This window comes from Nostoc sp. FACHB-190, assembly GCF_014696905.1.
In the GTDB taxonomy this organism is placed as follows: domain Bacteria; phylum Cyanobacteriota; class Cyanobacteriia; order Cyanobacteriales; family Nostocaceae; genus Nostoc_B.
In genome coordinates this window covers 15,927-41,809 of record NZ_JACJQW010000006.1, presented here as the reverse complement: position 1 = coordinate 41,809, position 25,883 = coordinate 15,927, and the positions used below count along the sequence as shown (strand labels likewise).

Here is a 25,883-nt window from a genome sequence, read left to right as displayed (position 1 = left end):
TTCTCAATTTTTACAAACACAAATTATCGTGAAATAGCAGTCAACTTTTACCTTTTACCTTTTCACTTTTTACTTTTTACTTGTTATGTCTCGAACTCTGGTAGCATCACCCGAAGGCGTGAAACTGGCAAGAAAAGCCCTAAAAGCTAAAAACTTAACTCAAACAGATTTTGCTGAAGAAGTAAGATTAGGTTATTCAACTGTTAGTAATTTCTTCAACGCTAAACCGATATATCGTACAAACTTTCAAGAAATATGCGTGTTTCTGGGTTTAGATTGGAAAGACATCGCCGTGTTTGGTGATGTAGAAACTGAAGAACTCTCACCCCTCGATAAGTTATGGCAACAACTTCAATCATTAGGTTCGCCAACAGAACAAATGGGGTTAGTTTTAGTCAAAGAAGAAACACTAGGCTGGGGGAAGAAAACCCCAAGCCGATATGAGAAATCGGTAAAACTTGGTAGTTACATTCAAGTAGAGCTAAACTTCTCAACTCCGGGTTATTTGTTACTACTCCAAAAAGATACATCTAATCAAATGTGGTGTTTCTGTCCCTCATGTTTTGCTCAACAGCCACATTTAGATACAGGCAAAACCAGCTTACCGCAACTAGGTTCACCAATAAATGCTTTTCCCGTCGAAGGCACTCCCGGTAAGGAAGAAATTATCGCCATCATTACCAAAGAAGTACCTCAATTAGACTGGTTAACCCAAGATAATGATGAGGTTTTAGAATTAGAGGCTCGTCATTTGACAGAGTTACTAGAATATCTGACCAAACACGGAGAATATCAACTTTGGCATACAGATTATCTGATTACTGCATGATAGAAAAGTTAATGTTTGAAGCTTTTAAAATTTCAAGTACTTTGTTATACTGCCCTTTAAAAGCACAGAACCTTGAAAATTTAATATCAAGTTTCCAACTGAAACTTAAAGTATTGATTTTGACTTTCTTTACATAAGTTTACCTGCGGGGGTCAGGCAATGGCTGAAACCCTTATTTTTTCGTTGACCCCCTCAGATAGCTTACTGTATAAGCTTTTGAGGATAGTCTAATAGTCTGCTATTCTCAATAATATGTGTTTATTGACAGGTAAATTAGACCCCCCTCAGAAATGCCTATCTCTAACCCTCTCTGGCTAAGGCTTCTAAAAGGGTAGGGTTTTCAATTCATTACCCCTCACGGGGATGGAAACTGGCAGAATCATTCTGCCGTACTTGTTTGTGTGTCTGGTTTTCAATTCATTACCCCTCACGGGGATGGAAACTGTAACCCTCTTCAATCATATCAAAGACTGTCGGAAAAGTTTTCAATTCATTACCCCTCACGGGGATGGAAACTTTCTCCCTTCGCATAGCGAATGGAAGCATAGCCTCCGACAAGGTTTTCAATTCATTACCCCTCACGGGGATGGAAACAGCCGTAATGATGCCTGATGACTGCCCATACAACCCATAGCGGTTTTCAATTCATTACCCCTCACGGGGATGGAAACTGTTACACCAGTCAAGAAACTGGCGAGGGCAGGGTCGTGTTTTCAATTCATTACCCCTCACGGGGATGGAAACACGCGAGTGTTGCTCGCGTAGAGGTCTATTTTTTGTTTTCAATTCATTACCCCTCACGGGGATGGAAACATCTAAACTACCCAAGCAAGCCTGGAGGAATCTCGCTAGAGTTTTCAATTCATTACCCCTCACGGGGATGGAAACAGAATGAAGTCGGTCTGATCAATGCCAACTTCGTTTAGTTTTCAATTCATTACCCCTCACGGGGATGGAAACTCAATATAGCCTTTTTCATCCCAAAGTAGCATTAAGTTTTCAATTCATTACCCCTCACGGGGATGGAAACAAAAATTGTTGGCTGCCCCCCTAGAAACTTAAAGTGTTTTCAATTCATTACCCCTCACGGGGATGGAAACTGGTGATGTACTTTTCTAAAACCTCACCTTTAATTAGTTTTCAATTCATTACCCCTCACGGGGATGGAAACTAACCTAATGAGCGTCCCTGGGTCGATACTAGCATCAGTTTTCAATTCATTACCCCTCACGGGGATGGAAACTACTGAGATAGAATCATTTAAACCGTAAAATTCCTTAGTTTTCAATTCATTACCCCTCACGGGGATGGAAACAAGAACGATAACTATAATGTTTTGTTCTCCTCCAAAAACGGTTTTCAATTCATTACCCTTCACGGGGATGGAAACGATAGTGCGTCACCACAAAAATGTTGACTCACAAAAGTGTTTTCAATTCATTACCCCTCACGGGGATGGAAACTAATTGCCTTGGGCAGAGACTTCGGCTCCGCACAAGGGTTTTCAATTCATTACCCCTCACGGGGATGGAAACAGTTAATGGTTTCTGCTTCTTCAAGTGTTACACCATCCCGTTTTCAATTCATTACCCCTCACGGGGATGGAAACTGGAAAAATCCAAATTCCTGAACTTTTGGCAGGATATTGTTTTCAATTCATTACCCCTCACGGGGATGGAAACATTGGTGTTAATATCAGTAATGGAACATTACAGGTAAATAGTTTTCAATTCATTACCCCTCACAGGGATGAGGAATTTTAGATAAGATATACCAATCCTATTTGATTTGTGAAAATGGAGAGGCTCAGATCCCCGACTTCTTTAAGAAGTCGGGGATCTTGTTGTTCACTGATGATTTAGGAGTGCTATAAGTAATTAATAAAAGCGAAAAAAACATATAAACATCTGGAACTAGCAGATGAAAAAACTTATACAACAACTCAATCAACTTAACTTACAAGTTGTCGAATTAGCAGGAAAAGGAAACCTAGAACAAGCTCTAATAGTTGCCCAGCAAGCTGTAAATCTAGGCAAACATCAACAGCTAACAGAAAATCCTGAATATTGTGATAGCTTAAATAACCTCGCCGAATTATATCGGATGCAAGGACATTACTTATTAGCCCAACCGTTATACTTGCAAGCCTTAACCCTCAGAAAAAATCTTCTAGGTTCAGAACATCCTGATGTTGCCCAATCTTTAAATAATCTCGCCGCCTTTTACTATTCCCAAGGTAATTATGTAGAAGCAGAAAAGCTATTTTTATCAGCCCTAGAATTATGGCAAAACATATTTGGTCAAGAACATTTTCAAATTGCGACTAATTTGAATAATCTAGCAGAGATATATCGAGAGCAAGGCAAATATTTTCAATCTGAACAAGTACATTTAGAAGTTTTAGCAATGCGGAAACGCTTATTTGGTGAGGAACATCCTGATATTGCTCAAACCTTAAATAATTTAGCAGCCATTTACACCACACAAGGACGCTATGCTGATGCAGAAAAAATGCACTTAGAAGCGTTGACCATGAAAAAAAGCTTATTTGGCGATGAACATTTAGAAATTGCGGTTACTTTGAATAATTTAGCTGCATTGTATGACGCGCAAGGGCGTTATTCAGAAGCTGAAATTAAATTTATCGAAATTTTAGAAAAATGGACAAAAATTCTCGGAAATGAACATCCATACATCGCCTCTACTTTAAATAATCTGGCCAGCAATTATCAAGAACAAGGACGCTATCTATAGCAATCCTACCCCAAACGTGAGAAAATACGTAGATAAAAATCCTTGTTTTATAAGCGTTTGAGGCTTTTTGAACTCTCACATATCATTTAGGATTGCTATAGAAGCAGAACAGAAATATCTCGCAGCTTTAGCAATGCGGAAATGCCTGCTAGGAAATCAGCATCCTGATGTGGCTGTGAGTTTGAGTAACTTAGCAGAAGTTTATCTTAGCCAAGGGCGTTATTTAGAAGCTGAAAAACTGTATTTAGAAGCTCATACCATCAGAGAAAAATTGTTTGCTTCTGAACATCCTGATATTGCTGAGACTTTAAGTAGTATTGCTGTTGTTTACACATATCAAGGCCGCTATTTAGCAGCAGAAAAGAAATATTTGCAAGTCTTACCAATGCTAGAAAAATCTCTTGGTAAAGAACATCCAATTATTGCCCAATATTTCTTGAATATAGCAGCACTTTATGAAGAACAAGGACGCTATGCAGAAGCGGAACAGAAATATTTAGCCGCGTTAGAAATCCAAAAAAACACTCTAGGTAACTCACATCCAGAAATTACTAACACGCTCAACCAACTAGCTGTAATTTATCGTCTCCAAGGCAGGTATACAGAAGCCGAAAAACTACATTTAACAGCCTTGGCAATGGCAAAAAGCTTGTTAGGAGAACAACATCCATTTGTGGCTGTGATTTTAAATAACTTAGCAGTATTATATGATGACTTAACTCAATATCGAAAAGCAGAATTATTATTTTTACAAGCTTTAAACATTGTGAAAACTGCTTTTGGGAATCAACACCCGCAAGTAGCCACCACAATGAATAACTTAGCTGTGATTTATGATTTTCAAGGGCGTTATCAAGAAGCAGAACAACTGCATTTAGCAGCATTAAAACTGAGACAGTCATTATTAGGAAAAGAACACCCAAAAGTTTCTATCAGCATTAATAATTTAGCTGAACTCTATTTCTCTCTGGGGCGCTTTGCGGAAGCAGAACAGAAATATATCGAAACTTTGGCGATACGAAAACGCTGGTTAGGAGATGAACATCCTGATGTGGCGTTTAGTATGAATAATCTGGCGACTGTGTTAGCTGCTATCAATCGTCCAGATGAGGCTTTAGATTATCGCATCGCTGCCAGCAAAATAGAAGACAAGATTATTAGTAACATATTTTCGTTTAGTTCCGAAAGCGATCGCCTCTCCTTCCTCGACAAAATCAGAAATAATGTTGATTTATTTCTTTCCTTAGTCTACAAACACCTATCACACTCAGATAACGCCAAACTCGCAGCCTTAGATTTTATTTTAAAACGCAAAGGACTAACAGCATCGGCGCTGGCTGCTCAAAACCAAGCCCTCTACAGTGGACGCTACCCCCAACTCCAAGAACAATTCCGCCAGTTGAGTGATTTAAATACGCGACTGGTACATTTAACCTTCTCTATTCCCCAACCCGACATCAGCGCAACCACAGAAAAAACCACACACCAGTTTAGAACCTATCGAGAAAATATTACTCAACTGCAAGCCCAGTATAATTACTTGCAAAAACAACTAGCATTGCAAGTTCCAGAAATTGGGTTATCTGAGCAAACTTTTGACCGTCAAGCCATAGCCGCAGCTTTACCGCCTGATTCTATTTTGGTCGAATTTGTCCGCTTTGATGTATTTGATTTTCAGGCAGTTGCCGCAAACCAAGAAACTCAATGGTATCCGCCGCGCTATTTAGCATTTATTTTGCCAGCCGGACAACCAAACGCAGTGCAGATGCTTGACTTAGGAATAGCCGCAACCATTGATGAAGCAATTCAGGCATTCCGCTTACAAGCCTCTGACTATCACCAGCCAACATTAGCTTTGAGAAAAACCTTCAAAAAACCAAAGCTGCATATTCAATCTTACGATTCCACAGGCGCTATTCAACTAAGTCAACTGCTTTTTGCACCTATCCGTGAGTTTATTAAAAATAGCCGACATCTGATTATCGCACCCGATGGCAACTTAAACTTAGTACCGTTTCAAATTTTGCCTATCAATAGCACTGGTACAAGACTGTTAATGGATGAATACACCATCAGTTATCTCAGTGTCGGCAGAGAAATTCTTCACAGCAAAGTTCCAAAGCCAAAACATTCCATCTCTGCACCGCTAATTATTGCTGATCCTGATTTTGATTTAACAGCAGAGTCCGCTACCCAGATAGCTTCCAAGTCCGAAACGCAAATCAAACCACCCATCCCAGAAACAACCTTCCGTCGCGCTGTGGGGACAAGATTTTTGGGTGAAAGTGTGGCGAAAAAACTTCTAGATGCAAAATTATACTTAGGTGCAGAAGCACTAGAAAGCCGCCTAATTAATAGTGAGTGTCCTAATATCATGCTGATTGCGACTCACGGTCTATTTTTGAGTGACTCTGAACTTCAACGACGCGATCGCCAGCGTACTTTTTTGAGTATAGAACGTCTGCGAACCACCAAAACAGAAAACCCGATGATGCGTTCTGGACTGGCTTTAGCAGGTGCTAACACATGGCTATGCGGTGGCACTCTTCCTCCAGAAGCAGGTAAAGGTTTTGTGTTTGCCCAAGATATCGCCGGTTTAGATTTGTGGGATAATCAACTGACGGTTCTTTGTGCTTGTGATACTGCCAGAGGCGATATTAAAATCGGCGAAGGGGTGTTTGGTTTGCGTCGGGCTTTTGCTGTAGCAGGTTCACAAACCCTAGTTATGAGCCTATGGCCAGTTCCCGATAGAGTGACGGCTTTCTTGATGGAAAGTTTTTTTGATCATCTACAGTCTGGTGTTGGTCGTGCCGAAGCGTTACATCAAGCTCAGAACTATATACGTACAATTACTGTCAAAGAATTACAGCAATCTGCCTTGGGTGTTGAGGCACTCAAAGAAATTTTACAAGTCAATGAATTATCACCAAACACTCAGATTGATTGTCAAGAAAAAGACACACCTTTACAGCATCCTTTTTACTGGGGAGCTTGGATTTGTCAAGGAAGCACAGAGCCACTAACAATTAAAGCAATATAGAGAGATATTACACTAGTACAACAATGCAAAAGTAAAAAGGCAAAAGTAAAAAGAAAGAATAACGATACTACAAGCCTTTTAGCAATTTCTTATGGTCACTGAGCGTACTTGTACTGAGCGCAGCCGAAGTAGCCGAAGTGTGGTATGTTTATTTACGCAGGTCTATCAATTTTTAGTTGAACTAAAGACGCTTTTTGATTGTAATAGTTTGGCTGCTCTTTTAACTCCGGCAAATGACAAATTAATGGGCATCTATCGATAGGACAGCGATTTTGTTCATACCAGTCAAACCTCTGAGCAAGCAGATAATTATACTGACAACGCAGCATCTCCAGCGTTTTATCAATTTTTTCTGCTTGCTCTTTAGTGGGTTTGATTTTGTATTGGTATGAGGTTTTCATCACTTATCCTTGTTTTTCGACCTAGAAACAACATAACATGATGTGTAACCATTGTGTAACTGGGATGAAAAACAAACAATTAAGATTAAGAATGTCTGAACGCAGATTCAGTAAGCTCAAAGAATACGCAGAGTATGCTGACAAAACAATGACTCAAGTGATAGATGAGCTTATTGACTCGTTACCAAGCATAAACAATGCTGACTCCTCACCTACCCCCTGTCCTGTCAAGGAAAGCGGATTGAATTGGTTGTGGGTCAATTCGTCGTCAGCCAAAAATTCATCCCACACTGCCCTTCGGGTCAGATGTGGGATGAATTTTTGATTAAGCTAAATTTCTAATTAATGATACTTTGGGCTTGGATTAATTCAAGTCTTGCTTTGGAATACTTAATTTTATGTACATAAAATTTTTATTTTAGTACCAACAAAAAATAGTGATTATTTTAGCTTTGTATCTACTTTTTTATACTCAATTTAACTCCGCGCATAAATTTTGATTGGTGATGTATCAAAAAAAGGACTCACATCACGCCATACAATTTGATTTTTTACTGCTTGTGAGAAATCCGGGTATATGTATGTCTTGATTATGGTCATAACTGAATTTAATTTCTAGAAGCCCCTCAATAAAAAAAGCCTGGGTTACCAGGCTTTTTTTGTGATGTTATACAGTTAATAAATCAGTCGTTCAATTAACCAGTACTAAACTATAGCAATCCTAAATGATATGTGAGAGTTCAAAAAGCCTCAAACGCTTATAAAACAAGGATTTTTATCTACGTATTTTCTCACGTTTGGGGTAGGATTGCTATAGTTTATTGATTAACTCTGAGGAAGTTTGGCAATGGTTGACCACCATTACGACCAACTGCGGGGATTTCCAGTAAAGAATCAGCAGCTTGTTGAGTACCATCTTCAGTTTGCACACTGTAATTGACAACAACAGAGTTTTGATTTCCTGGATGACCGTTGGGAATCAACAATTGTGGATGGTCAAAGGGTGCTTTTTGATAACGGACTCGTTCATCAGTTAGGCTTCGCAAAAAGGCGACCAAATCGTCTTTTTGCGCTTCTGTTAAGTTAAGTGGGGGAATTAAATTGGTAGATGAGCGAAAATCTCCACCCCGATTGTAAAACTCTACTACTTGTCGTAGGGTTAACTGCCCACCATTGTGGAAGTAGGGAGCAGTGAGTTCTACATTTCGCAGACCAGGAGCTTTGAAGGCTCCAGTTGATACCACTTCTTCATTCGGAGTCAATGGTGGATTGAGGGTGGGAGGTGCTTCCCCGAAAATCTGTTGGAATTTACCTTGTTGAGCGAGTGTTGCTTCTGAGAGGGAATTACCAAAAGTGTCTTTTCCACCTAGACCGGGGTCTTCTTCTTTGGGTCTAACACCAATGTTGAAGAAGCCTGTATCTTCAGGTGGGAAAGGAGGTACTGGTACACGTCCAATGCGTCCGACGCTCTTGACTCTGCTCACAGAAGCGGCTGTCAATTCTGTTCCAGTGTGGCAAGCAATACAAATACCTTGGTTTTGGAAAATTTGCCATCCTCTTTGTTGTTGTTGAGTTAAGGCGGAGTTTTTTCCGCTCAGAAACTGGTCAAAAGGTGTTTGATCAGAAATCAGAGTTGCTTCATAGGCTTGAATTGCCAGGCCAAAGAACAGTGAGAAGTTATACTCCGGTAATGTGTACTCTATGGTACTCAACGGACGTTTTCTGGGTTTGCGATAGAATGAACGATCGCCAGTTTGCGGATCAACACGAATCACCATGTTTGATCGCCACCATTGTGGTTGAAAGGCTTGTTCAATTAATTTTTCATAGGTGATGTTTAGTCCCTTTTGCGGTACATTTCGGGTTGATTTACTGAGAAGTCCCAAAACGCTGTCATTATAAGCCACAACTTGCTTTGCTAGTGGTTGAACTGCCAGTAGCTTTTTACCCAGTTTTCTGCCAAATCTTCTCAAGGGTGTAGTGGGGGTTGATGGTCGCCGTCTGGAAGCGATCGCATTGTTAGATGATTCCGGTGTTGACTCGGCTGCATCGTTGTTAATAGTGTTGATTACCCGACCACTGGCAACATCGCTAATTTTCACTGTATTGTCAGTTTCGGATAAATCAGCGACTAATGGTGCAAAGGGTGCGATCGGAGGGACTTCGGCAAATGTTTCAATTGCTGCAAGTGGTGGCCCTACTGCTTGGGAAGCGAGTGAGGAATTATTCAACCGGACTTGCACATCTTCTAAGCGTCTTGGAGTAGATGCTTTCAAAACCAGAGCTTCTGGATCTCTTGCGCCAAATCCATTGACTCCGTTAAAGATATCTTGAGCGCGTCCATCCCAGAAGTTGCGGAAGTTAAACACCGCATTAATCACGCTGGGGGAATTTCGACCGGTGACTTGACGAACGTTGGTACCTTGGACGTTGAATACTGTGTCCTTTAGGGGGGTGACATCATCCCGATCGCTTCCTGGAATCACATCATTAAACTGTGTTCGGAAGACTCCTTGAGAACCTGCAACGTCGTTTGTATCAGCTAAAACAGTGGAATTATTGTTAGTTGGGTCAGCTAGTTTGTGGAATGGGTAATCGGCTGCTGTTAGCTGATAATTCGGCGCACCACCGATGGTGAAATTATCATTTCCGGGACTAATTTGGTTTTTAGACCTGTTGTCTGCACCTGCATGGAAGTGACAGCTGGCACAGGATTGAATACCGTCAGTTCCCAACTGCATATCCCAAAACAAAGCTTTTCCTAGAGCGATCGCAGCTGTCTTGTTCCGAATAAAATCCCCAATATTATCTGGTTCTGGAACTGGTACGGCACTGAGTGGAGGTAGTGTAGCTACTTGGGCTGATACTAGTTGGGCTGACAATGTGTGTCCAGCCAAAATTGCTACCACCACAAGTGCAGCGATCGTCACACTTCTTTTGATGCTTTTAGATAACTGAGATGTGATTCTGCCAAATCTCTTTAGTATTGAGAACATCAAGATTGGCAGAATTTTGATGCTATTCAACAACCTTAATAACATCTCGATTAAGGAAGAATTAGTATTACCTTCCTTTTTTTGGCGAGCTAGAATGATATCCTGAGATAATTCTGGCTCAGACGATCTGCTATGGTTAGTGTTTTTACCATTGCTCATTTCTTTCTGAGTTTGTTGTTAAATTTAGGAAAATTTCAGCAGACTGTAATACTAAATTTGATTTAGTTTGAACGCTTTATTTTACTTTGATAAATACCCAAACCAAAAAATAGATATAGGAATCAGACAGAAGTGTTGAAATTACTTGTGTAGGTAGGGAATAGGGAACAGGAAAAGAAGTGATAGAGTTTTACCTAGCTTTGCAGAAATAAAATATGATTCCTATATCATAAAAAAACTGTTTCATTTTCATCAAATATTGAGCAATGAAACTATTAATTTATCCCATAAAAAGGCTGATTCATCAGTTCTTTGCATCAGACGACTGAGATTGTTGCGAAAGTGAAGCAATTTATGAATCATCACTATATGACTTTCGCAGCACCCGCGTTTATCTGAATTTTTAAGAGTGTGGTTTCAGCGAATCATGTTGGTTTAGTTAATTAATCAAGCAAAATCAGGCTCGTACTAATTAGTCAATACAGCCTGTTGACGTATATAAACACAATTATAAAGATACTAATTTCGGAATTTGTTACAAATTTTTATATAACGCGATGTGCGACTGATTCTTAAAACCCCTCTCCAAACCTCTCACAAGTGTAGGTTTTTAAAAAAGTGATGAGTAGCGACTCTAAAAATCACGATTTAATCAGAGTTCCACCCCCCTCACACCCTTACACCCTTACACCCCTACACCCTAAATCAAGGTTTTTGGGGCATAACGTAAAAAACCTACACCTGTCAGGGGTTGGGGGTTAGGTCTGAGAGAAAGTTGCACACGGCGTTATATAGGGCTTGCTGAATTCGTCCGTCTACCAAGGATTACCAATCATGGTAAAGGCTGACCAAAAATAAGGATGAGTCAGGCTTTTGTCACCAAGTTCTAGTAGGACTGGTGGTAGAGGTAAATCACCATGAGATGTTTTGAGTTTACCGTTTTCTAGGCGTACTTCTCCTTTCAGCATAGCTATTTGTGCTTGTCGGAGGGCTTCGGCTTTAATCGGGGCTTTTTGTAACTTTTCGTAAAATTCGGTCATTAAGCTAAATGTGCCTTCATCGGAGACATACCATAAACTAGCTAATGCAGATTTAGCACCAGCTTGTACCGCAAAGCCAGCAAAACCTAATTCTGCATCTTCGTCACCCAAGGCTGTACGACAAGCACTCAGCACAACTAGTTCTACAGGGGGGTTATTCCAGCCAAGTTGACGCATTTGATCCATTCTCAGTTGGCTATCCCACAATTGAATATAAGAGTTACCGGGCGCACCTTTTCTAAATTCACCATGAGTTGCTAGGTGAATAATGCCGTAGGGTGTTTGTTGTCGTTGGGCTTTGAGATTTTTCAAGGTGAAGGCTTCGTTTAAAAAGGCTTTACCTTGCCAAATTTTTTGAGTGATGGTGTTTAATTCTGTGGGGACGGCTGGTAACGGATCGAGGGTCATGAATTTCGATGCGCCCATACCCAAAACTTGGGCTTTTTTAATGTCAACATATTGAGTGTTAGTTAAGCTGAGGCTGGGCATTAAACCAACACTATAGCGTTCAACTAAATATTGTTTACCATCATAAAGTGCGGCTACGGGCATAGCGCGTAATCCCGTATCCATGAGAAAAACTAAGTTATTAATTTCTCTGGTTTTGAAGTTAGATTCAAGGGGTGCAATTAGCCAATTGTATAGTTGTTCAGCAGGCTTGATATAGGTGCGACGCAGGGCGGGGTCTGTAACTGCACTGCTTAATTGACGGCTGGCGGCGATAACTTGCGATCGCGTTACATTTGGAAATACTTGCCGAATTGGTTCACCTTTAGCTGTCACCACTACCAATTCTAAAACATCGTTATCTTTAGAAAGAATGGGTAGTTGAGCCGTTTCTTTAATGCTTGCAGGAACAAATGAAATGTAAATTAAGGCAGGTTTAGCACCTGTAGAAGCTTCAATTTTCGTGAGAACTTCTTGCGCCTCTGTCACAGTTTTAACTAGAGGTTTGCCCTCTCCTAAATACTCCCCAACTTTGTCAGTAAACTTTTCATCCAGTTTAGATACTGGGTCTACAACAACTTTTACTGGCGGATTAACTATGATCGGTGGTACAGGAATGGGGTCATCAATGTTTGGTTCGGAAACAACAGTTACATTCACCTGTTGCGGATCAGATTGAGAAACGCCATCACTGCTTCTGACTGTGAAAGCTGGGATAACACCATTGGAATTTGCTGGTGGCGTATATACTAAAACCGTACTAGAAGTTAATACGCTACCAGATGTCACGGGCGTACCATCTTGAAAAGTTAAAGTACCTGATGAAATCGCATCAAAAATGATCGTCAAGTTGTCATTATTGACATCACTGATCATCGGATTTAAAGACCCAAATGTAAAAGTTATCGATTTATTTGGAACTGTGGAAAAGAGTGAATCGGTTGTGATGGTGGGTGGCGTATTTATGGAAGTAAAGTTAGCGGCATTACCAGTATCTGTAACTGTGCCGCCATTGGGTAAAACTGGAAATGAAGTAGTTGTTGTGGGCGTATCATTTCTCACAATATTTCCGGCTGTACCATTAGTAGTGGAATTGCCCACAATAAATGGGACGTTATTCGGCCCGCCATCATGTTGAATTGTGATTGAGCCGGATTGAGTGGTACCAGTGGCGTTAATGGTATCACCAGTAAAACCACCTTCACCATCAGGAATGAAGCTTATACCTCTTACCAATCCATAGGCCAAAACATTAACATCTCCGCCTTGGGCTGTACCTACGCTAAAATTAAAACTTTGAGTATTAATACTATTAAAAGTAATATTATGCCCAAATGTGCCACTAGTTCCGGCTTGGAGGGTGACTGCACCTGCAACAACATTTCCGAAACCTGATGCTGATGTGTCAATATCACCTGTGGTAATGCTACCGCCTGCGGTTAAAGTCACATCACCACTGGTGTTACTGAAACCAGAGCTAGTAATATTTTGAGTCGTAATATCACCTGTAGCACTGATAATTACAGGGCCACCATAAAGACTAAATGAAATATCACCTGTGACATTTACATTACCTGGAGAAGATGTGCTTCCTGTTGATGTGAATGAAGAGCCACTGGTAATAAAACTAGAGGGATTACCAGTGGTAACTTCTTCTAAACTAGTCACACCTGCTCGTAAAATCAAAGCTGGCTGACTACTCAAAATTTGACCATCTGGAGTAGTACTAGAAAGGGCGGTATCTGCACCAGTTATCACAATTTCGCCAGTCGTAATACTGCCACGGGATTCTACTTTTAAAGATGGCCCATTATAGTTCCCAAAGGTAACATCTTCGTTAGAACTAAAAATTGGGTCAACTAAACTAATAAAGTCTGCCCCTTGCTGCTGAGAATTGAGAATTGAAAATTTACCACCACTAGCAAAATGCGCGTCTAAAGAAATATTGCCATCACTGATTAAAGAGAGATTACCACCACTAATAAATGTTGTTTGCTGTAAGTGATTAATCGCAAAAATATCAATACCTTGATTGCCTTGAATCGTCAGGTTATTGCCAGCAGTAGCCGAGAAACTTTTAGCGACACTATCACGCACTCTGACTGTATCTTTCGCCAGTAAATTTAAGTTATTTGTGGCAGCAAGTTGACTTTCTGGTAGTGTTAAATTGTGGTTAGCTGCCAGGGTGACATTTTTCCCAGATGCTTGATTGACGACAACATCACCATTACTCACAGTCAAACCAGAACCAGTTAACTTTACTTCACCATTATCTACAACTAAATTAGTGGCATTGCCACCACTACCACCAGTTAATAACGCCGCTAAATCATTCGATGGCAAATTATTATTAGTAGAATTTAATGGTTGAATTTCCAAACTCAACGGATTTCCCGCCAAACTGACTTTGAGTAAACTACTTCCCGGTACAGCCGCAATTGTGACGTTACCCCCAGGGGCTGATAAACTGCCTGTACTTACCACTGTGCCACCAAATAAACTTAAATTATTACCATTTGGCACAGCTAAATTAGCTTGGTTGAAAATTGCACTAGCAACACTACTATCAAAGGCAAAACTATTGGGTGTACCAATAAGTTGACTGTAGTTGTTTGTGCCAACAGCATTTAACCAGTTATTATTCCCAAAACCGAGACGAGTTGCTGTAGTAGCTGTAAAGGAGGCTGGTACATTTAAACTGGCATTTTGCCCAAAGATAATACCTGCGGGGTTGATTAAATATAAGTTGGAATTGCCACCACTGACGCGAATTACGCCGTTAATGATGGATGCGTCTCCACCTGTGACTCTGCCTAAAATGTTTTGGATGGATGGTTGGGATAAAAAGTTGGCTGTTTGGTTGGCATCGAGTCCAAATTTGCTGAAGCTATGGAAAAGGTTGGCTTTGTCGCTGCTGAGGCTACCACCACCAATATTAATGTTATTACCTTGGGTGTTAACTGTTGTACCTGTGCCGTCGTTGGCGGGGGTGATGTTTTGGGCTATGGCGGCTGTGGGTATGAGGCATAACAGCAAGGCAATATTGCTGAGTGCTAATGTTGGCTTTTTAGCTTTGGTAATAGCAGGGAAATTTATCTTGCTACCAGGAATGAGGGCTTTTTTTTGTAAACTAGGTTGAATTTGCTGTCGGCGTTTTTTTGCCTTGATAATTGCAAGTTGGGAGTTCTTAATTTGCTCTTGTCTGCGTTGCTGTGATATTGTTTCGGGATGGGTGCGATAGTAGTATAAGGGCTGATAGATATGCTCTACTTCCGCAACTTCGGAAAGTCGCAGACATAAATCATAATCTTCTGCTGTTGCCAGTGTTTCGTCAATTCCTCCAGCTAATTCCAACACTTCACGGCGAATTAGGCGGAAATGAAATGTCATGAACCGATTTAACAGTTCTTCTCGGCTATAAGGTACCAGACAGCGATAGCCATAACTAAGAATTGTATTATTTTCATCAATGTCTAAATAGTCGGTGTAAACCCAGCCAATATTGGGTTTAGCATCTAATACGGCTGTGGTTTCTGCCAGGGCGGTGGGGGCGAGTAAATCATCACTATCTAGGCAACCAATATATTTACCACGAGTTTCAGCGATCGCACCTTTTAAAGCTTTGGCTACTCCCAGATTATATTTGCTGGCTATTACCCGCACGCGGCGATCGCGCTGTTCATATTCACGGGCAATGGCTAGGCTATGATCTGTAGAACCATCATCCCAAATCAATAGTTCAAAATCTGGGCGAGTTTGTGATAAAACACTTTCTATGGCTAATTTGAGATAATTGGCGCGATTGTAAACTCTGATGATGATAGAAATTACTGGCTGCATAAAAATTATATTTTTTTAATTTTTTTATTGAGAGTTTAAAATTTTTAGTTATCTTTTGCATCAATAGAATATAGATTAGCTTATTAAGTTGCCAACAATTTATAAAAGTTTGCAGTTTCTCCTAGTTAAAGATGTTAATTTTTGCGAATGTTTGCAAAATTAATTTGTTATGGATGTGTTTGCTAAAGTTAATACGGACTAATTCATTTATGGAGGGAGGGAACAGGTGACAGGTGACAGAAGAAGAATTTATGTAACTAAATTCTGTGTGAGGATTTAAGTAAGTCGGTGGAAATAAACCAAAGTATATTACGAAGCGTAAATATCCTGGAAACACTTACAAATGACCAATGACCAATAACAAATGACAGCCCTCACTAGTTATTTTTAATTTCACCGACCTGCTTAATTGATTATTGTCGGTAACATTAAATATTTTTGAAAAATTTAAAAAAATATGAGACATTTTTATGATACTCAGCCAACACAAAAACAAGCGATTAATAAGGGGATAAGTAAAGCAGTTACATCCAGCAGCATTATCGGGGGACTAACGGCAGTTTTTGTATTAGCAAATTCGTTAGTACCAACAACTTTGTTTGCCCAAGAAAAATTAGAAATTAAAGACTTTGACTATTGGGCGAATTTTTGTAAGTTGTTGGGAGAGGAAAAGAAATATGATGAAGCGATCGCAGCTTGCAATCAAGGTATTTCTATCAAACCCGACGAACCAGAAATTTGGATTACCCGTACAGAAATTCTACTCCAGCAAGCCAAGTATAGTGAAGCCTTAGTATCAGCCGATCGCACCTTGCGCCTGCAACCCAAATATTCTTTAGCTTTAGCGCAAAGATGTGAAGCCTTATTAAATTTAAACAAAACTACCGAAGCGATCGCCGCTTGTGATTTAGCCTTACGTTCTGATGGTAACTGGGGCAATCATACAGAAGTTGTAGCCTTATATAACCGGGCTTTAGGGCAAAGTAAATTAGGACAATTAGACGCAGCAATTACCTCCTATAATCGCGCCTTAGAAATTCATCCCGACAATTCATTAGCCTTAGTCGGAAATTGCCAAGCATTATCCAATTTAAACAGATTCAGTGAAGCGATCGCCGCTTGTGACGCAGCCATTAAAGTTAATAAAAACTGGGGTGATACTACACCTGCAATTGCTTGGTATACTAAAGGCTTGGCACAGAAAAAAAACGGACAATTAGAAGAAGCGATCGCTTCCTTTGATCAAGCCGTAGCCATGAATCCCAAAGATGCAGATATTTGGTTAGAACATGGTAGAGCATTAGCAGCCATTAGTAAACCAGAACAAGCAGCAGTTTCATACCAATTTGCTGTCAAACTAAGTCCTAATTATGCTTTGGCTTTAGCCAGTCAAAGTGCCAGTTTCAACAAATTAGGCAAATTTAAAGAAGCACAAGCAGCCGCAGAACAAGCACTCCAAGGGGATAGTCGCTGGGGTGATGTTAGCCCCGCCTTAGCTTGGCAAGAAAGAGGAATCGCCCTAGCCGGATTAGGAAATTATGAAGAAGGATTAGCCTCAATCGAAAGAGCGATCGCCCTCAATCCCAACTATGCTGAAGCATGGAATAATCGTGCCGCAACTCAATGGTATTTAGGCAGATATTCTGATGCAATTGCCAGTAGCGATCGCGCCACCGAAATCAATCCCAAATATGCCCAAGCATGGTTTAATAAAGGCAGAATCCTCAAAACCTTAAACCGCTATTCCGCATCCCTAGCAGCTTATAATAAAGCCTTAGAAAATGTGGGCAAATTCACAGATCAATCACTCATAGCCAATATTTGGGCTAACAGGAGTGTGGTTTTGTGGCATTTATCAAGAAATCAAGAAGCCTTAGTATCTGCGGATAGAGCGATCGGTATTAACCCTAATTTACCCCAAGGATGGTACAACCGAGGCATCGTTTTATTTAATTTAGCTCGATATAATGAGGCGATTAATGCTTATAACCAAGCCAGTACTTTAGCTCCTATGGATGCAAATATCTTAGCAGGTAAAGGCGTTGCCTTATTAAGATTGGGTAAATTAGAAGATGCAGTCAATACTTTTACCGCCACCTTACAACTTGATCCCAAAAATGCTTTAGCATTAGCTAATCAACCCATTGCCCAACAAAAATTGCAAGCACAACAAGAACAACAAAAACCTAAATTACCAGTTGTACCAGAGACTAAAGTGCGTTAATCCTAATATCCAGTTTCAGTCTTCTAATTTGTACTAATTCGTAGTGTTCAGATCCCCGACTTCTTGAAGAAGTCGGGGATCTTGCTTCTCTACAAAAATAACAAGTGCTGAGTAGAAACTAATCACAACAAGAACGTACAGATGATATCAAATTATGCTGACTATAACCTGCTAAATACTGTTCTAAAACACTAAATTGGGGAATATTTAAACTGTAATAAATCCAACGTCCTTCTTGACGAGAATTAACTAAACCAGCGTCCTTCAAAGTTTTGAGGTGAAATGAGAGTTTTGATTGACTAACATTCAAAGCATCGCATAAATCACATACACAAAGTTCTTGCTGTCGCAATAATTCCAGCACATTAATCCGTAACGGATCGGAAAGTGCATGAAAGCCCGCAGCAATTAAATTTGGAACAGTAGAGGGAGTTTGCATGAGGATGAGTGGGAGTGGGGAATAGAAATATTGTAAGAATCCAGGAGTCAGAATGTTGGTATATTTTGTAAAATTATTCTGGCTCAACAGATGAATAGTTGTGAATTGCTATTAAATTCTGACTTCTGACTCCTGAGTTCTGAATTCTTACAAAATATACTATTGCCTTTCACATACTAAAATCATTTCCTTTTCGCCACAAGTGATTCGCAACTCCTCATCAAGATAAAGAATTTCTAGCCGACCTTTAGGCGATCGCTCCATGATAAACTTAGCTTCTCCAGTCTCAGAATTAATTCCTTGTGGCGGAACCAGCCCAAACATTAATTTAAACAAACCAAACATCAAACTGTCTTTAAAACTGCGTTTGACATTTTGACTCTGCTGACCAAAAATTGTTCGCCATTCATCCATTTTATTTGGGTCTTTTGGTGCTAAAATCCCTCCAGTAAATTTGACTTGTAGCGCCGTATCACTAATTGGTTCACACACACTCAAATTCCGCACAACCCCCGATATTTGTGGGTAATTTTCATCAACCGTTGTAAATTCCACAACAATATCATGACTACGCTGTTCGCCATTTCCTAATAAAAAAATAGGTTGTGAAACTCGGTCAATTACTAATTTTAGTGTTGTCGGCTGAAACATATTAAACGCCAGACGACCAAGAGTGTAGACAAACTTACCATTTCCCAACCGTTTACCGCCCGGAAAATTAGGCGCACTAATTAATACCCAATTACTATCTAATAGCTTACCTTTACGAGTTGGTGCTGGATTTGGGTTAACAAGTCGCAAATTTTCAATAGCAGCAATTACCGTTTCGTCCTTAGTGTTACCACCACAAGCAGCCAATATCTGACGTAAAGCTAGTTTCGCCTTTACACATTCTCTTGTATCTACTGCCATAGCGTTGAAATTCTTTTATGCAACTGCTTGTTAATCTAGACCATTGGCTGATTTCATGTTGCTTGCCTGCCATCTTCTTTAAAAAATTGTTACATTTTTGGTGGGTAGACAACTATTACTTGAAGCATCTCACTCATTATGTCCAACAGCTTGTTAGAGCCATTATCCCCAACAACCACAGAAAATTTACCTGCTGGTGGACTAGACCCAGAACGCTTTGATTGGTTAGAAGTTTGGTATCCTGTCCACTATGTTGCAGATTTAGATAAATCCCAGCTAACACGCTTCACCTTACTAGAGCGAGACTTAGTTTTATGGTGGGATAACAATGAACAAACTTGGCGGGCTTTTGAAGACCAATGTCCCCACCGTTTAGCGCCACTTTCCGAAGGCAGAATTAATGAAGATGGACGGCTAGAATGTCCTTATCATGGTTGGGCATTTTCGGGAACAGGCAAATGTGAAAGCATTCCCCAACAAGTACCAGGCGGAAAAGCCGAAACATCTCCCCGCGCTTGTGTAAAATCATTCCCAACCACAGTCAGACAAGGGTTATTGTTTGTTTATCCTGGTCAAGCTGAGAATGCTGCCAAAACACAGGTTCCCATCGTTGATGTTTTAGAAGAAGATACAGATGCCTGGGTTTGTCTGAATACCTTTCGAGACTTACCTTATGATGCTTTGACATTAATGGAAAATGTTCTCGATTCCAGCCACATTCCTTATACCCATCATCGCACCGTTGGCAACCGCGCTAATGTTGCGCCAGTCGAATTAGAAATTGTCGAGTCTGGTAAATGGGGCTTTAAAGGACTTTGGCAAGAAGGCCCCCGCAAAGGCACTTTAGGCAAACAAGATACTACCTTTATTGCGCCGGGGTTGATGTGGCATGATCTCACCTCCAAGCAATTTGGTAGAACATTAACAGTCGTTTACGCAACTCCCATCCGTAAAGGAGAATGTCGTTTATTTGCCCGTTTTCCCTTTAAGTTCTCATCAAAATTACCAGGATTATTTCTGAAACTCACGCCTCGCTGGTACTCTCATCTAGGGCAAAATGGCGTACTGGAAGATGACCAGATTTTCTTACATCACCAAGAACGGTATTTAGAACAAAAAGGTGGCACTGATAACTTTAGCAAAGCATTTTATTTACCAACTAAAGCGGATATTTTTGTATTTCAATTGCGTTCTTGGGTCAAGCAATATTGTGCAGAATCATTTCCAGGAAAAACTTTACCGCCGCCACTATCCAAAGCAGCTTTATTAGATAGATACCATTCCCACACCAAACATTGCAGCAGTTGTCGAACTGCCCTAAAAAACCTCCAAAGTTTGCGTTTAGGAGTAGTAATAGCAACAGCATTAATTTGGAGTTTATTATCTTTATCAGTATTATTTCCTGGTGATATTTCTCATATCACGGTCATTATTGCCAACTTAGCTGTATTACTTGGTGGCGGAATTTGGTTTGGTTTAGGCAAGTTAGAAAAGCAATTTTATCAAGGGCGAGAAATTCCACCGCGAAATATATAGCAAAGCAGGGTAGGTTGGGTGGAGCAACAGCGAAACCCAACAAGGTTTTGATAATGATTCTCGATCGCACTTTATTCTGCTATCTATTCCAATCCTGGCAAGGTTAGCTGAACTGCTGATGATTTTGAGGCGGCAGGGTAGTTACAACTAAATCACTGGGTCTGGAGGCTCAGTGCGATAGCTTAAGTGTTCAAGATGATATTCAACTGTATCACGCATATCGCGAACCGTGAATTCCATTTCAGAAACCGCTTCGCAACTGCATAGAATCACCGTGCCACAATTCTTTGTCTTTTCTAAAAGTTTCGGAAATTCCGTTTTCAGGTTTTGTACAATTTCTTGAGCTATCGTGCTGTATTCCTCCTTATCAGTGACATAAACAACGTATAGCCTGAGTTCATAGGGTTCTTCGGAAGGAAGTTCATGTTCGGGGTCATAGGACAGACGGAAAAACAATATTCCAGAAGAATTTTGCTTGCCTTTCTTATCAATGTGTTTAAGAAATTCACGAAGCCGATCAACAAGGCTGTTCGGTAGAGCATGGCGGCGATATCTAGCTGCCAACCAATTCTGAAGAATCTGCCGAGAACGAGGAGTAAGTCCATAAGATTCGTCAGGCTGCACTGCTTCAAGCGTATTTTTGTCTAATATGAATCTTTCTGGCGCGAGCAGCTTAAGGAAAACAGGGGTTTCACCATGTGTGTATTCCAGGTGTAGAGTGCGGGGGTTTTTCCCATGTGTATAATTTCCATCGCACTCCTCTAGAATACGAGCAAATATAAATTCTACAGTTGGCTCAACATCTAGATTGTCATTGGCGATATCGCAATCATGAGATATTGCTATAGCCAGATCAGCATCAGGTACGTCGCTCAAACCTACTGCCTGAAAGTCTTTCTGCGCCAGTACGCTACCCTGCCGCCAGGATGTGTTTCGAGACCAAGGCATTGCTCGCACTAACTCCTTTCATAGATAGACACAGGAAACTCACTCAATACATCATCGAGCGATCTCAGGTGTTTACCAGATCCCTTAGATTCACGCCGGGTCTGAGCTTCTCTATCAGCTATTGCCTTGAGAGTTGGTAAAAATGTTATTGGGTCTTCATCTGTCTTGAGTATGTCGAGCAAGGAACGCCCATTTAAAATTGGACGATGCACCAGTTTATCTAGACGGATGATGTTTGCGTGATTAAATTTGTCTGCGGCGCGAGATAACTGCTGAATACGTATTACAGCTTCTTCTTTTGGCTCTTGTCCTGCCAGCCAAGCATAGACAGTAGGACGAGTGACCCCAAGAACAGAAGCCAGATCAGACATATTTACAGAAAATACATCACGGATATTGGCAACATGATCAGCAGGGGAGCGTGTATCAATATGCTTGGACTGAGAAGGTTCGATATGTATACGTGGATCATAGACCCATCTGTTTAACTCGGTAGCACTTTGAGCAGTCAAAATACCACCTGTGCCTGGCGTTAAAACTGGTGGATCAATTAACTTGATAGCTGGATGAAAATTATTGGTCTTTTTATCTTGAACAGGAGAGGAGGGATAAGGTTGTATTGTTATAGTCATAGTCTTAAGCCCACTTTTCTCTAGCGTATTCAGTCACCGAAACATTGAAAGCATTGGCGATGATGTCGTGCGCCTTCAAAAGCTGATCTTCAATTTCTTTAAGGTCAAAGCTGTCTCGTCTAACGACGAAATAATCAGTATCTAACACGGCATTTCGCCCATTAATCTCTGTGAATCGGGGTTTCAGCTTGAGCTGTAACAACATCAAGTCAGGTGACAAAGCTAATCCCCCATCCGTAATCAATGCTCTAGCAACCAAATTACCAGACCCGATAGTTGTGACCGTCTCAGTAAAGCTATGATTTAGACTACCTTGTAAGCTTGGAGAAAATCCAAGCAAAGATGGACTCAAGTATTGTTGGAGAGTATCATTATCCATCGGCACAACAGCGTCAAGATAACGAAGTCCAATCCTTTCAACATAAGCCAGTTCAACTATTTCATGTACCAAACTTAAGCCAGATATGGTTTTGTTCAAAAAATCTGCAAAGGTCTCGTATCTAGTAGTGTGAAAAACCAAGGCATTCGAGAGCAATACGTATCCTTCGGTACACTCAGTATTCGTGAAACTCCAGCGCCTATGTGGTATATGACGAACATCAGGTTGTGATTCGTCTAGTCGGCGAATTTCGAGTTCAACTTGATTTTCGTCGCGGAAGTCAGGGAACCCACTTCGGCGCAGGCGCTCCTGCAAATGGGCAACATAATCCGACATTTGGGTAATTGGGTTAAATTGAACCTGAGCCAATGTGTAGAACACGGGCGCAAGAGTCATTTTCGACGACGTTGCTGTCATATACCCCGCAAGGATTTCATGGTTCTACTTTACATCTCATTTTACACTTTTACGGACTGAAATTATATAAATAAAATTTTGGTTTAGCTTAACGGTTAAAAATTGAGGAAACGTCTCTACATGGTTTTGGGTTTGACTCCTTCTTACTCCTAGCCTGCATAGAGATTTCCAGGAACAGGTTCAACTATTGGCCGTCTAGAGGGACAATAAAAGTCAAGACTTAGGAGTAGTAGCTCATGGTTAATTAATGCAAAACTCTCCGGATAGCTTTTCTTGCTCCCGTATGCTTACCCTTTTCATTCTGGGGTGACGTGGTTAACATGGGTTGAACATATTTTTAATGATTCAACTTTATGCCTAGAACACCGAATGAGTACGCTGTACACCTGTTGCTGGAAACTGGTCATCGTGAAGAAGTGCGGTTTCCAACTATTCAAGAATTTCAAAAATGGTATAGTGGCGAACTAGTACCCAAGTCTACCTCGAATGATTTTATCAGTGTACCGATCAAGAATATTCAGGGAGAGTATATGGTTGTCCGCCCATCTCGGATTGTGGCAATCCGGGTAGAACCACTGTTTAGTTCTAGTGTTGAAAGATTCGACTAAATCATGAGAAAAACCCTTGCTTTGGCTTCTTTGAGTCTAGGAATTGCCCTTGTTAACACAATTTGGCCAGCTGTTGCTCAAGTTCCGACGACTATACCATTACCTGTACCGTTACCTACACAGCCAAGCACTCCCCCTGAGTTCCAATTACCACTCGAACCTGTAGAAATTAGTGATACTTGTACTCCTGTATCTACTTGTTTGGGATGGGATGATCAAATTTTTGGTCGTCCAGGCAAAAGTGGCGATCGCAAAGCTCTTTTAGCGGCCATTGACAATAGTTTAGATTATTTGGCAAAAGATAAAGCGATCGCCGCCTATCAAGATTATCCGGTGCCAGGAATTACCCGCGATCGCGTGCGGCGCAGTTTACTGCGTTTCCGGCAATTAGTCACAACAGCCAAATCTGCCAGTCAACTCAGAACAGCCGTTCAGCGAGAGTTTGTGTTTTACAAGTCTGTTGGCAATGATGGCAAGGGTACTGTTAAATTTACTGCTTACTATGAGCCTATTTATCAGGCCAGTCGCGTTAGAACTTCTATATATAAGTATCCCCTTTATCGACTACCGCCAAATTTTGACCAATGGGCTAAACCCCACCCAAAACGCATTGAGTTGGAAGGCAAAGATGGTTTACTGGGAAATAAAAGCCAGTTGCGCGGTTTGGAATTGTTGTGGTTCCGCAATCGCTTAGACGCATACATGGTACATATCCAAGGTTCTGCCCAAATCAGGTTAACCAATGGCAAAACTACTTCTGTTGGTTACGCTGGCGGTACTGACTATCCTTGGACTAGCATCGGCAGAGAACTCGCCAAAGATGGCAAACTGCCCCTAGACGGCTTAACCATGCCACGCTTGATTAGTTTCTTCCAGCAAAATCCTCTAGAGTTAAATAATTATTTGCCTCGTTGGGAACGCTTTGTGTTCTTTAAAGAAGCTCCAGGAAGAAAAGCCACTGGTAGTATTAATGTGCCGGTGACAGCAGAACGTTCCATTGCGACTGATAAATCGCTGATGCCTCCTGGCGCACTAGCACTAATTAATGGTACATTCCCCTATCCTGCTGCTGGTGGCAAATTACAACCGCGTACTGTCAGCCGTTTTGTCTTAGACCAAGATACAGGCAGTGCGATTAAAAGCCCAGGCAGGGTAGATTACTTTATGGGAACTGGTAAACTAGCAGGCGATCGCGCTGGAATTACAGGTGGCAATGGTTCACTATATTATTTGCTACTCAAAAACTAGGGAGTAGGGAATTGGGAGTAGGGAATGGGGGAAGAAAAATTACTTACTCCCTACTCCCCACTCACAACTCCCCACCTAATATGGTGGATAACCAAAATCATCTTCATCAGCGTAAATATAGGAACTAGAAACACCAGCCATAACTGGTTTACTGGTTTCTGTTCTCACTGGTTCCTTACCAAATTCTTTGTATTCTTCAAAATACTTGCAAATAATTGCTGACTCAGGCGCATCAGAAGCAATCAAGTATTGTGTTAATGTTCCCACTGTTGGATGCTTGTAATCTACAGTCGAAGCAACCAACACAGTATTCGGCTCAATTCCTCTTTCTTCGCACTCAATTATCGGGCAGAATATCCCATGCGCGTGGAACAAAGGGCCTTTTGGTGTTAATGGTTGTTTACGATATACAGCATAAGCTTTTTCTAATTCGGCAACAAAACCACTCACCACTTTGCCTTGTTGAAACTCACAATAGGTTTTGCTGAAACTTGCTCCGGCTGCACCATTCAGGGTTAATTGTAGTGGCAAGTCATGTAAAAATTTCTTATCTTCACTGACTAAAAAAATTAAATAGCGCGTAAAAGTTTTAAACTTCAGTTTATCCGCTAAAAAAGCATCATAATTTTCTTTGAGCGTACCTAACTTCAGCCCTGTTTCCCGGTCTTTGACTGACAAAGGGCCTCGGCGCACTATCACCAAGCGCGGAGTAGTAGTCATAAAAACTGTTTCGACACCAGAGCTAAATTCATGCTCTACTTGCTGCCAATTTTCATCCGGCTGAAAACCCACAGCATTAGCATTATCTAACTTGATGGCGAGACCATAGGTTTGCATCCCATCAGTGCCATACCGAGGATTAATCATCTGACACCAAGGGATGACTTGAGAAGGCGGCGCATTAAATTTTTCGTCCTCAAAGTCGAACTTAGCAGATGCTTTCATCGTTTTAGGCTGTAGGTAAGTTTTACTATCCAAGTTGATTGTTATGCGCTGATGTGGGAATCGTATCTCCCATTTGTACCATCCAAATG

General features: G+C 40.9%; 15 protein-coding genes, 1 pseudogene and 1 CRISPR repeat array. Of the genes and pseudogenes, 7 read left to right on the top strand and 9 right to left on the bottom strand.

From position 1 onward, the window contains the following. Positions 1-85 precede the first annotated feature (85 nt). The 3 genes from H6G28_RS09535 to H6G28_RS09525 all read left to right on the top strand — a co-directional run bounded on the left by H6G28_RS09535 (position 86) and on the right by H6G28_RS09525 (position 6,623). Positions 86-829 carry a DUF4384 domain-containing protein gene (locus H6G28_RS09535; protein WP_190588580.1) on the top strand — a complete coding sequence of 248 codons (744 nt, stop codon included), beginning with the start codon at positions 86-88 and terminating at the stop codon, positions 827-829. 336 nt (positions 830-1,165) lie between these two features. Then, a CRISPR array of direct repeats spans positions 1,166-2,586; the repeat unit is 35 nt; unit sequence GTTTTCAATTCATTACCCCTCACGGGGATGGAAAC. Positions 2,587-2,749: 163 nt separating this feature from the next. Then, positions 2,750-3,583, top strand: a complete 834-nt coding sequence (locus tag H6G28_RS09530) for a tetratricopeptide repeat protein (RefSeq protein WP_242054508.1) — start codon at positions 2,750-2,752, stop codon at positions 3,581-3,583. Between the two features lie 67 nt (positions 3,584-3,650). Then, positions 3,651-6,623 carry a CHAT domain-containing protein gene (locus tag H6G28_RS09525; RefSeq protein ID WP_242054507.1) on the top strand — a complete coding sequence of 991 codons (2,973 nt, stop codon included), beginning with the start codon at positions 3,651-3,653 and terminating at the stop codon, positions 6,621-6,623. Positions 6,624-6,781: 158 nt separating this feature from the next. Here the strand turns inward: H6G28_RS09525 and H6G28_RS09520 are convergent. The 3 genes and pseudogenes from H6G28_RS09520 to H6G28_RS09510 all read right to left on the bottom strand — a co-directional run. Continuing rightward, positions 6,782-7,024: pseudogene (locus H6G28_RS09520) on the bottom strand (helix-turn-helix domain-containing protein); the annotation flags it as partial. 818 nt (positions 7,025-7,842) lie between these two features. Continuing rightward, entirely contained in the window at positions 7,843-10,179 is a 2,337-nt protein-coding gene (locus H6G28_RS09515) for a cytochrome-c peroxidase (RefSeq protein WP_190670434.1), read from the bottom strand. Between the two features lie 815 nt (positions 10,180-10,994). Then, positions 10,995-15,506 (bottom strand): CHAT domain-containing protein, encoded by a 4,512-nt coding sequence (locus H6G28_RS09510; RefSeq protein ID WP_190670433.1) that lies wholly within the window; start codon positions 15,504-15,506, stop codon positions 10,995-10,997. 457 nt (positions 15,507-15,963) lie between these two features. Here H6G28_RS09510 and H6G28_RS09505 point away from each other — a divergent pair, with 457 nt between their 5' ends. Beyond that, the gene (locus H6G28_RS09505; RefSeq protein WP_190670431.1) at positions 15,964-17,730 is read left to right on the top strand and encodes a tetratricopeptide repeat protein; all 1,767 of its coding nucleotides are present in this window, start codon (positions 15,964-15,966) and stop codon (positions 17,728-17,730) included. A gap of 118 nt (positions 17,731-17,848) precedes the next feature. Here H6G28_RS09505 and H6G28_RS09500 read toward each other — a convergent pair whose 3' ends face one another. Both H6G28_RS09500 and H6G28_RS09495 read right to left on the bottom strand, forming a co-directional pair. Continuing rightward, the gene (locus H6G28_RS09500; protein ID WP_190593270.1) at positions 17,849-18,169 is read right to left on the bottom strand and encodes an ArsR/SmtB family transcription factor; all 321 of its coding nucleotides are present in this window, start codon (positions 18,167-18,169) and stop codon (positions 17,849-17,851) included. Positions 18,170-18,328: 159 nt separating this feature from the next. Continuing rightward, positions 18,329-19,081, bottom strand: coding sequence for a PAP/fibrillin family protein (locus tag H6G28_RS09495; RefSeq protein ID WP_190670430.1), 753 nt, complete (start codon positions 19,079-19,081; stop codon positions 18,329-18,331). A gap of 138 nt (positions 19,082-19,219) precedes the next feature. Here H6G28_RS09495 and H6G28_RS09490 point away from each other — a divergent pair, with 138 nt between their 5' ends. After that, the gene (locus tag H6G28_RS09490; protein ID WP_190670429.1) at positions 19,220-20,617 is read left to right on the top strand and encodes an aromatic ring-hydroxylating dioxygenase subunit alpha; all 1,398 of its coding nucleotides are present in this window, start codon (positions 19,220-19,222) and stop codon (positions 20,615-20,617) included. Positions 20,618-20,764: 147 nt separating this feature from the next. On the opposite strand, the gene H6G28_RS09485 is transcribed toward H6G28_RS09490, so the two are convergent. The 3 genes from H6G28_RS09485 to H6G28_RS09475 are packed head-to-tail and all read right to left on the bottom strand — an operon-like array spanning position 20,765 to position 22,993. Continuing rightward, positions 20,765-21,565, bottom strand: coding sequence for a hypothetical protein (locus H6G28_RS09485; protein WP_190593267.1), 801 nt, complete (start codon positions 21,563-21,565; stop codon positions 20,765-20,767). Positions 21,566-21,573: 8 nt separating this feature from the next. Next, on the bottom strand, positions 21,574-22,197 hold the full coding sequence (locus H6G28_RS09480; RefSeq protein ID WP_199332809.1) for a hypothetical protein: 624 nt from the start codon (positions 22,195-22,197) through the stop codon (positions 21,574-21,576). Between the two features lie 4 nt (positions 22,198-22,201). Beyond that, entirely contained in the window at positions 22,202-22,993 is a 792-nt protein-coding gene (locus H6G28_RS09475) for a TIGR04255 family protein (protein ID WP_190871361.1), read from the bottom strand. A gap of 353 nt (positions 22,994-23,346) precedes the next feature. Here H6G28_RS09475 and H6G28_RS09470 point away from each other — a divergent pair, with 353 nt between their 5' ends. Together H6G28_RS09470 and mltA are read left to right on the top strand one after the other, a co-directional pair. After that, entirely contained in the window at positions 23,347-23,601 is a 255-nt protein-coding gene (locus H6G28_RS09470; RefSeq protein ID WP_190593265.1) for a hypothetical protein, read from the top strand. A 3-nt stretch (positions 23,602-23,604) separates the two neighbouring features. Next, a complete protein-coding gene (mltA, locus tag H6G28_RS09465) occupies positions 23,605-24,849 on the top strand; it encodes a murein transglycosylase A (protein ID WP_190593264.1) in 1,245 nt (414 codons plus the stop codon). A gap of 75 nt (positions 24,850-24,924) precedes the next feature. Here the strand turns inward: mltA and H6G28_RS09460 are convergent, their stop codons facing one another. Then, positions 24,925-25,794, bottom strand: coding sequence for a DUF5895 domain-containing protein (locus H6G28_RS09460; RefSeq protein WP_190593263.1), 870 nt, complete (start codon positions 25,792-25,794; stop codon positions 24,925-24,927). Positions 25,795-25,883: the final 89 nt, after the last annotated feature.

Coding starts and splice junctions, on each gene's coding strand:
- H6G28_RS09485 (WP_190593267.1), bottom strand. CDS start 21,565: ATGCCTTGGTCTCGAAACACATCCTGGCGGCAGGGTAGCGTACTGGCG.
- H6G28_RS09470 (WP_190593265.1), top strand. CDS start 23,347: ATGCCTAGAACACCGAATGAGTACGCTGTACACCTGTTGCTGGAAACT.
- H6G28_RS09510 (WP_190670433.1), bottom strand. CDS start 15,506: ATGCAGCCAGTAATTTCTATCATCATCAGAGTTTACAATCGCGCCAAT.
- H6G28_RS09535 (WP_190588580.1), top strand. CDS start 86: ATGTCTCGAACTCTGGTAGCATCACCCGAAGGCGTGAAACTGGCAAGA.
- H6G28_RS09475 (WP_190871361.1), bottom strand. CDS start 22,993: ATGACAGCAACGTCGTCGAAAATGACTCTTGCGCCCGTGTTCTACACA.
- H6G28_RS09495 (WP_190670430.1), bottom strand. CDS start 19,081: ATGGCAGTAGATACAAGAGAATGTGTAAAGGCGAAACTAGCTTTACGT.
- H6G28_RS09515 (WP_190670434.1), bottom strand. CDS start 10,179: ATGAGCAATGGTAAAAACACTAACCATAGCAGATCGTCTGAGCCAGAA.
- H6G28_RS09530 (WP_242054508.1), top strand. CDS start 2,750: ATGAAAAAACTTATACAACAACTCAATCAACTTAACTTACAAGTTGTC.
- H6G28_RS09505 (WP_190670431.1), top strand. CDS start 15,964: ATGAGACATTTTTATGATACTCAGCCAACACAAAAACAAGCGATTAAT.
- H6G28_RS09460 (WP_190593263.1), bottom strand. CDS start 25,794: ATGAAAGCATCTGCTAAGTTCGACTTTGAGGACGAAAAATTTAATGCG.
- H6G28_RS09490 (WP_190670429.1), top strand. CDS start 19,220: ATGTCCAACAGCTTGTTAGAGCCATTATCCCCAACAACCACAGAAAAT.
- H6G28_RS09480 (WP_199332809.1), bottom strand. CDS start 22,197: ATGACTATAACAATACAACCTTATCCCTCCTCTCCTGTTCAAGATAAA.
- mltA (WP_190593264.1), top strand. CDS start 23,605: ATGAGAAAAACCCTTGCTTTGGCTTCTTTGAGTCTAGGAATTGCCCTT.
- H6G28_RS09500 (WP_190593270.1), bottom strand. CDS start 18,169: ATGCAAACTCCCTCTACTGTTCCAAATTTAATTGCTGCGGGCTTTCAT.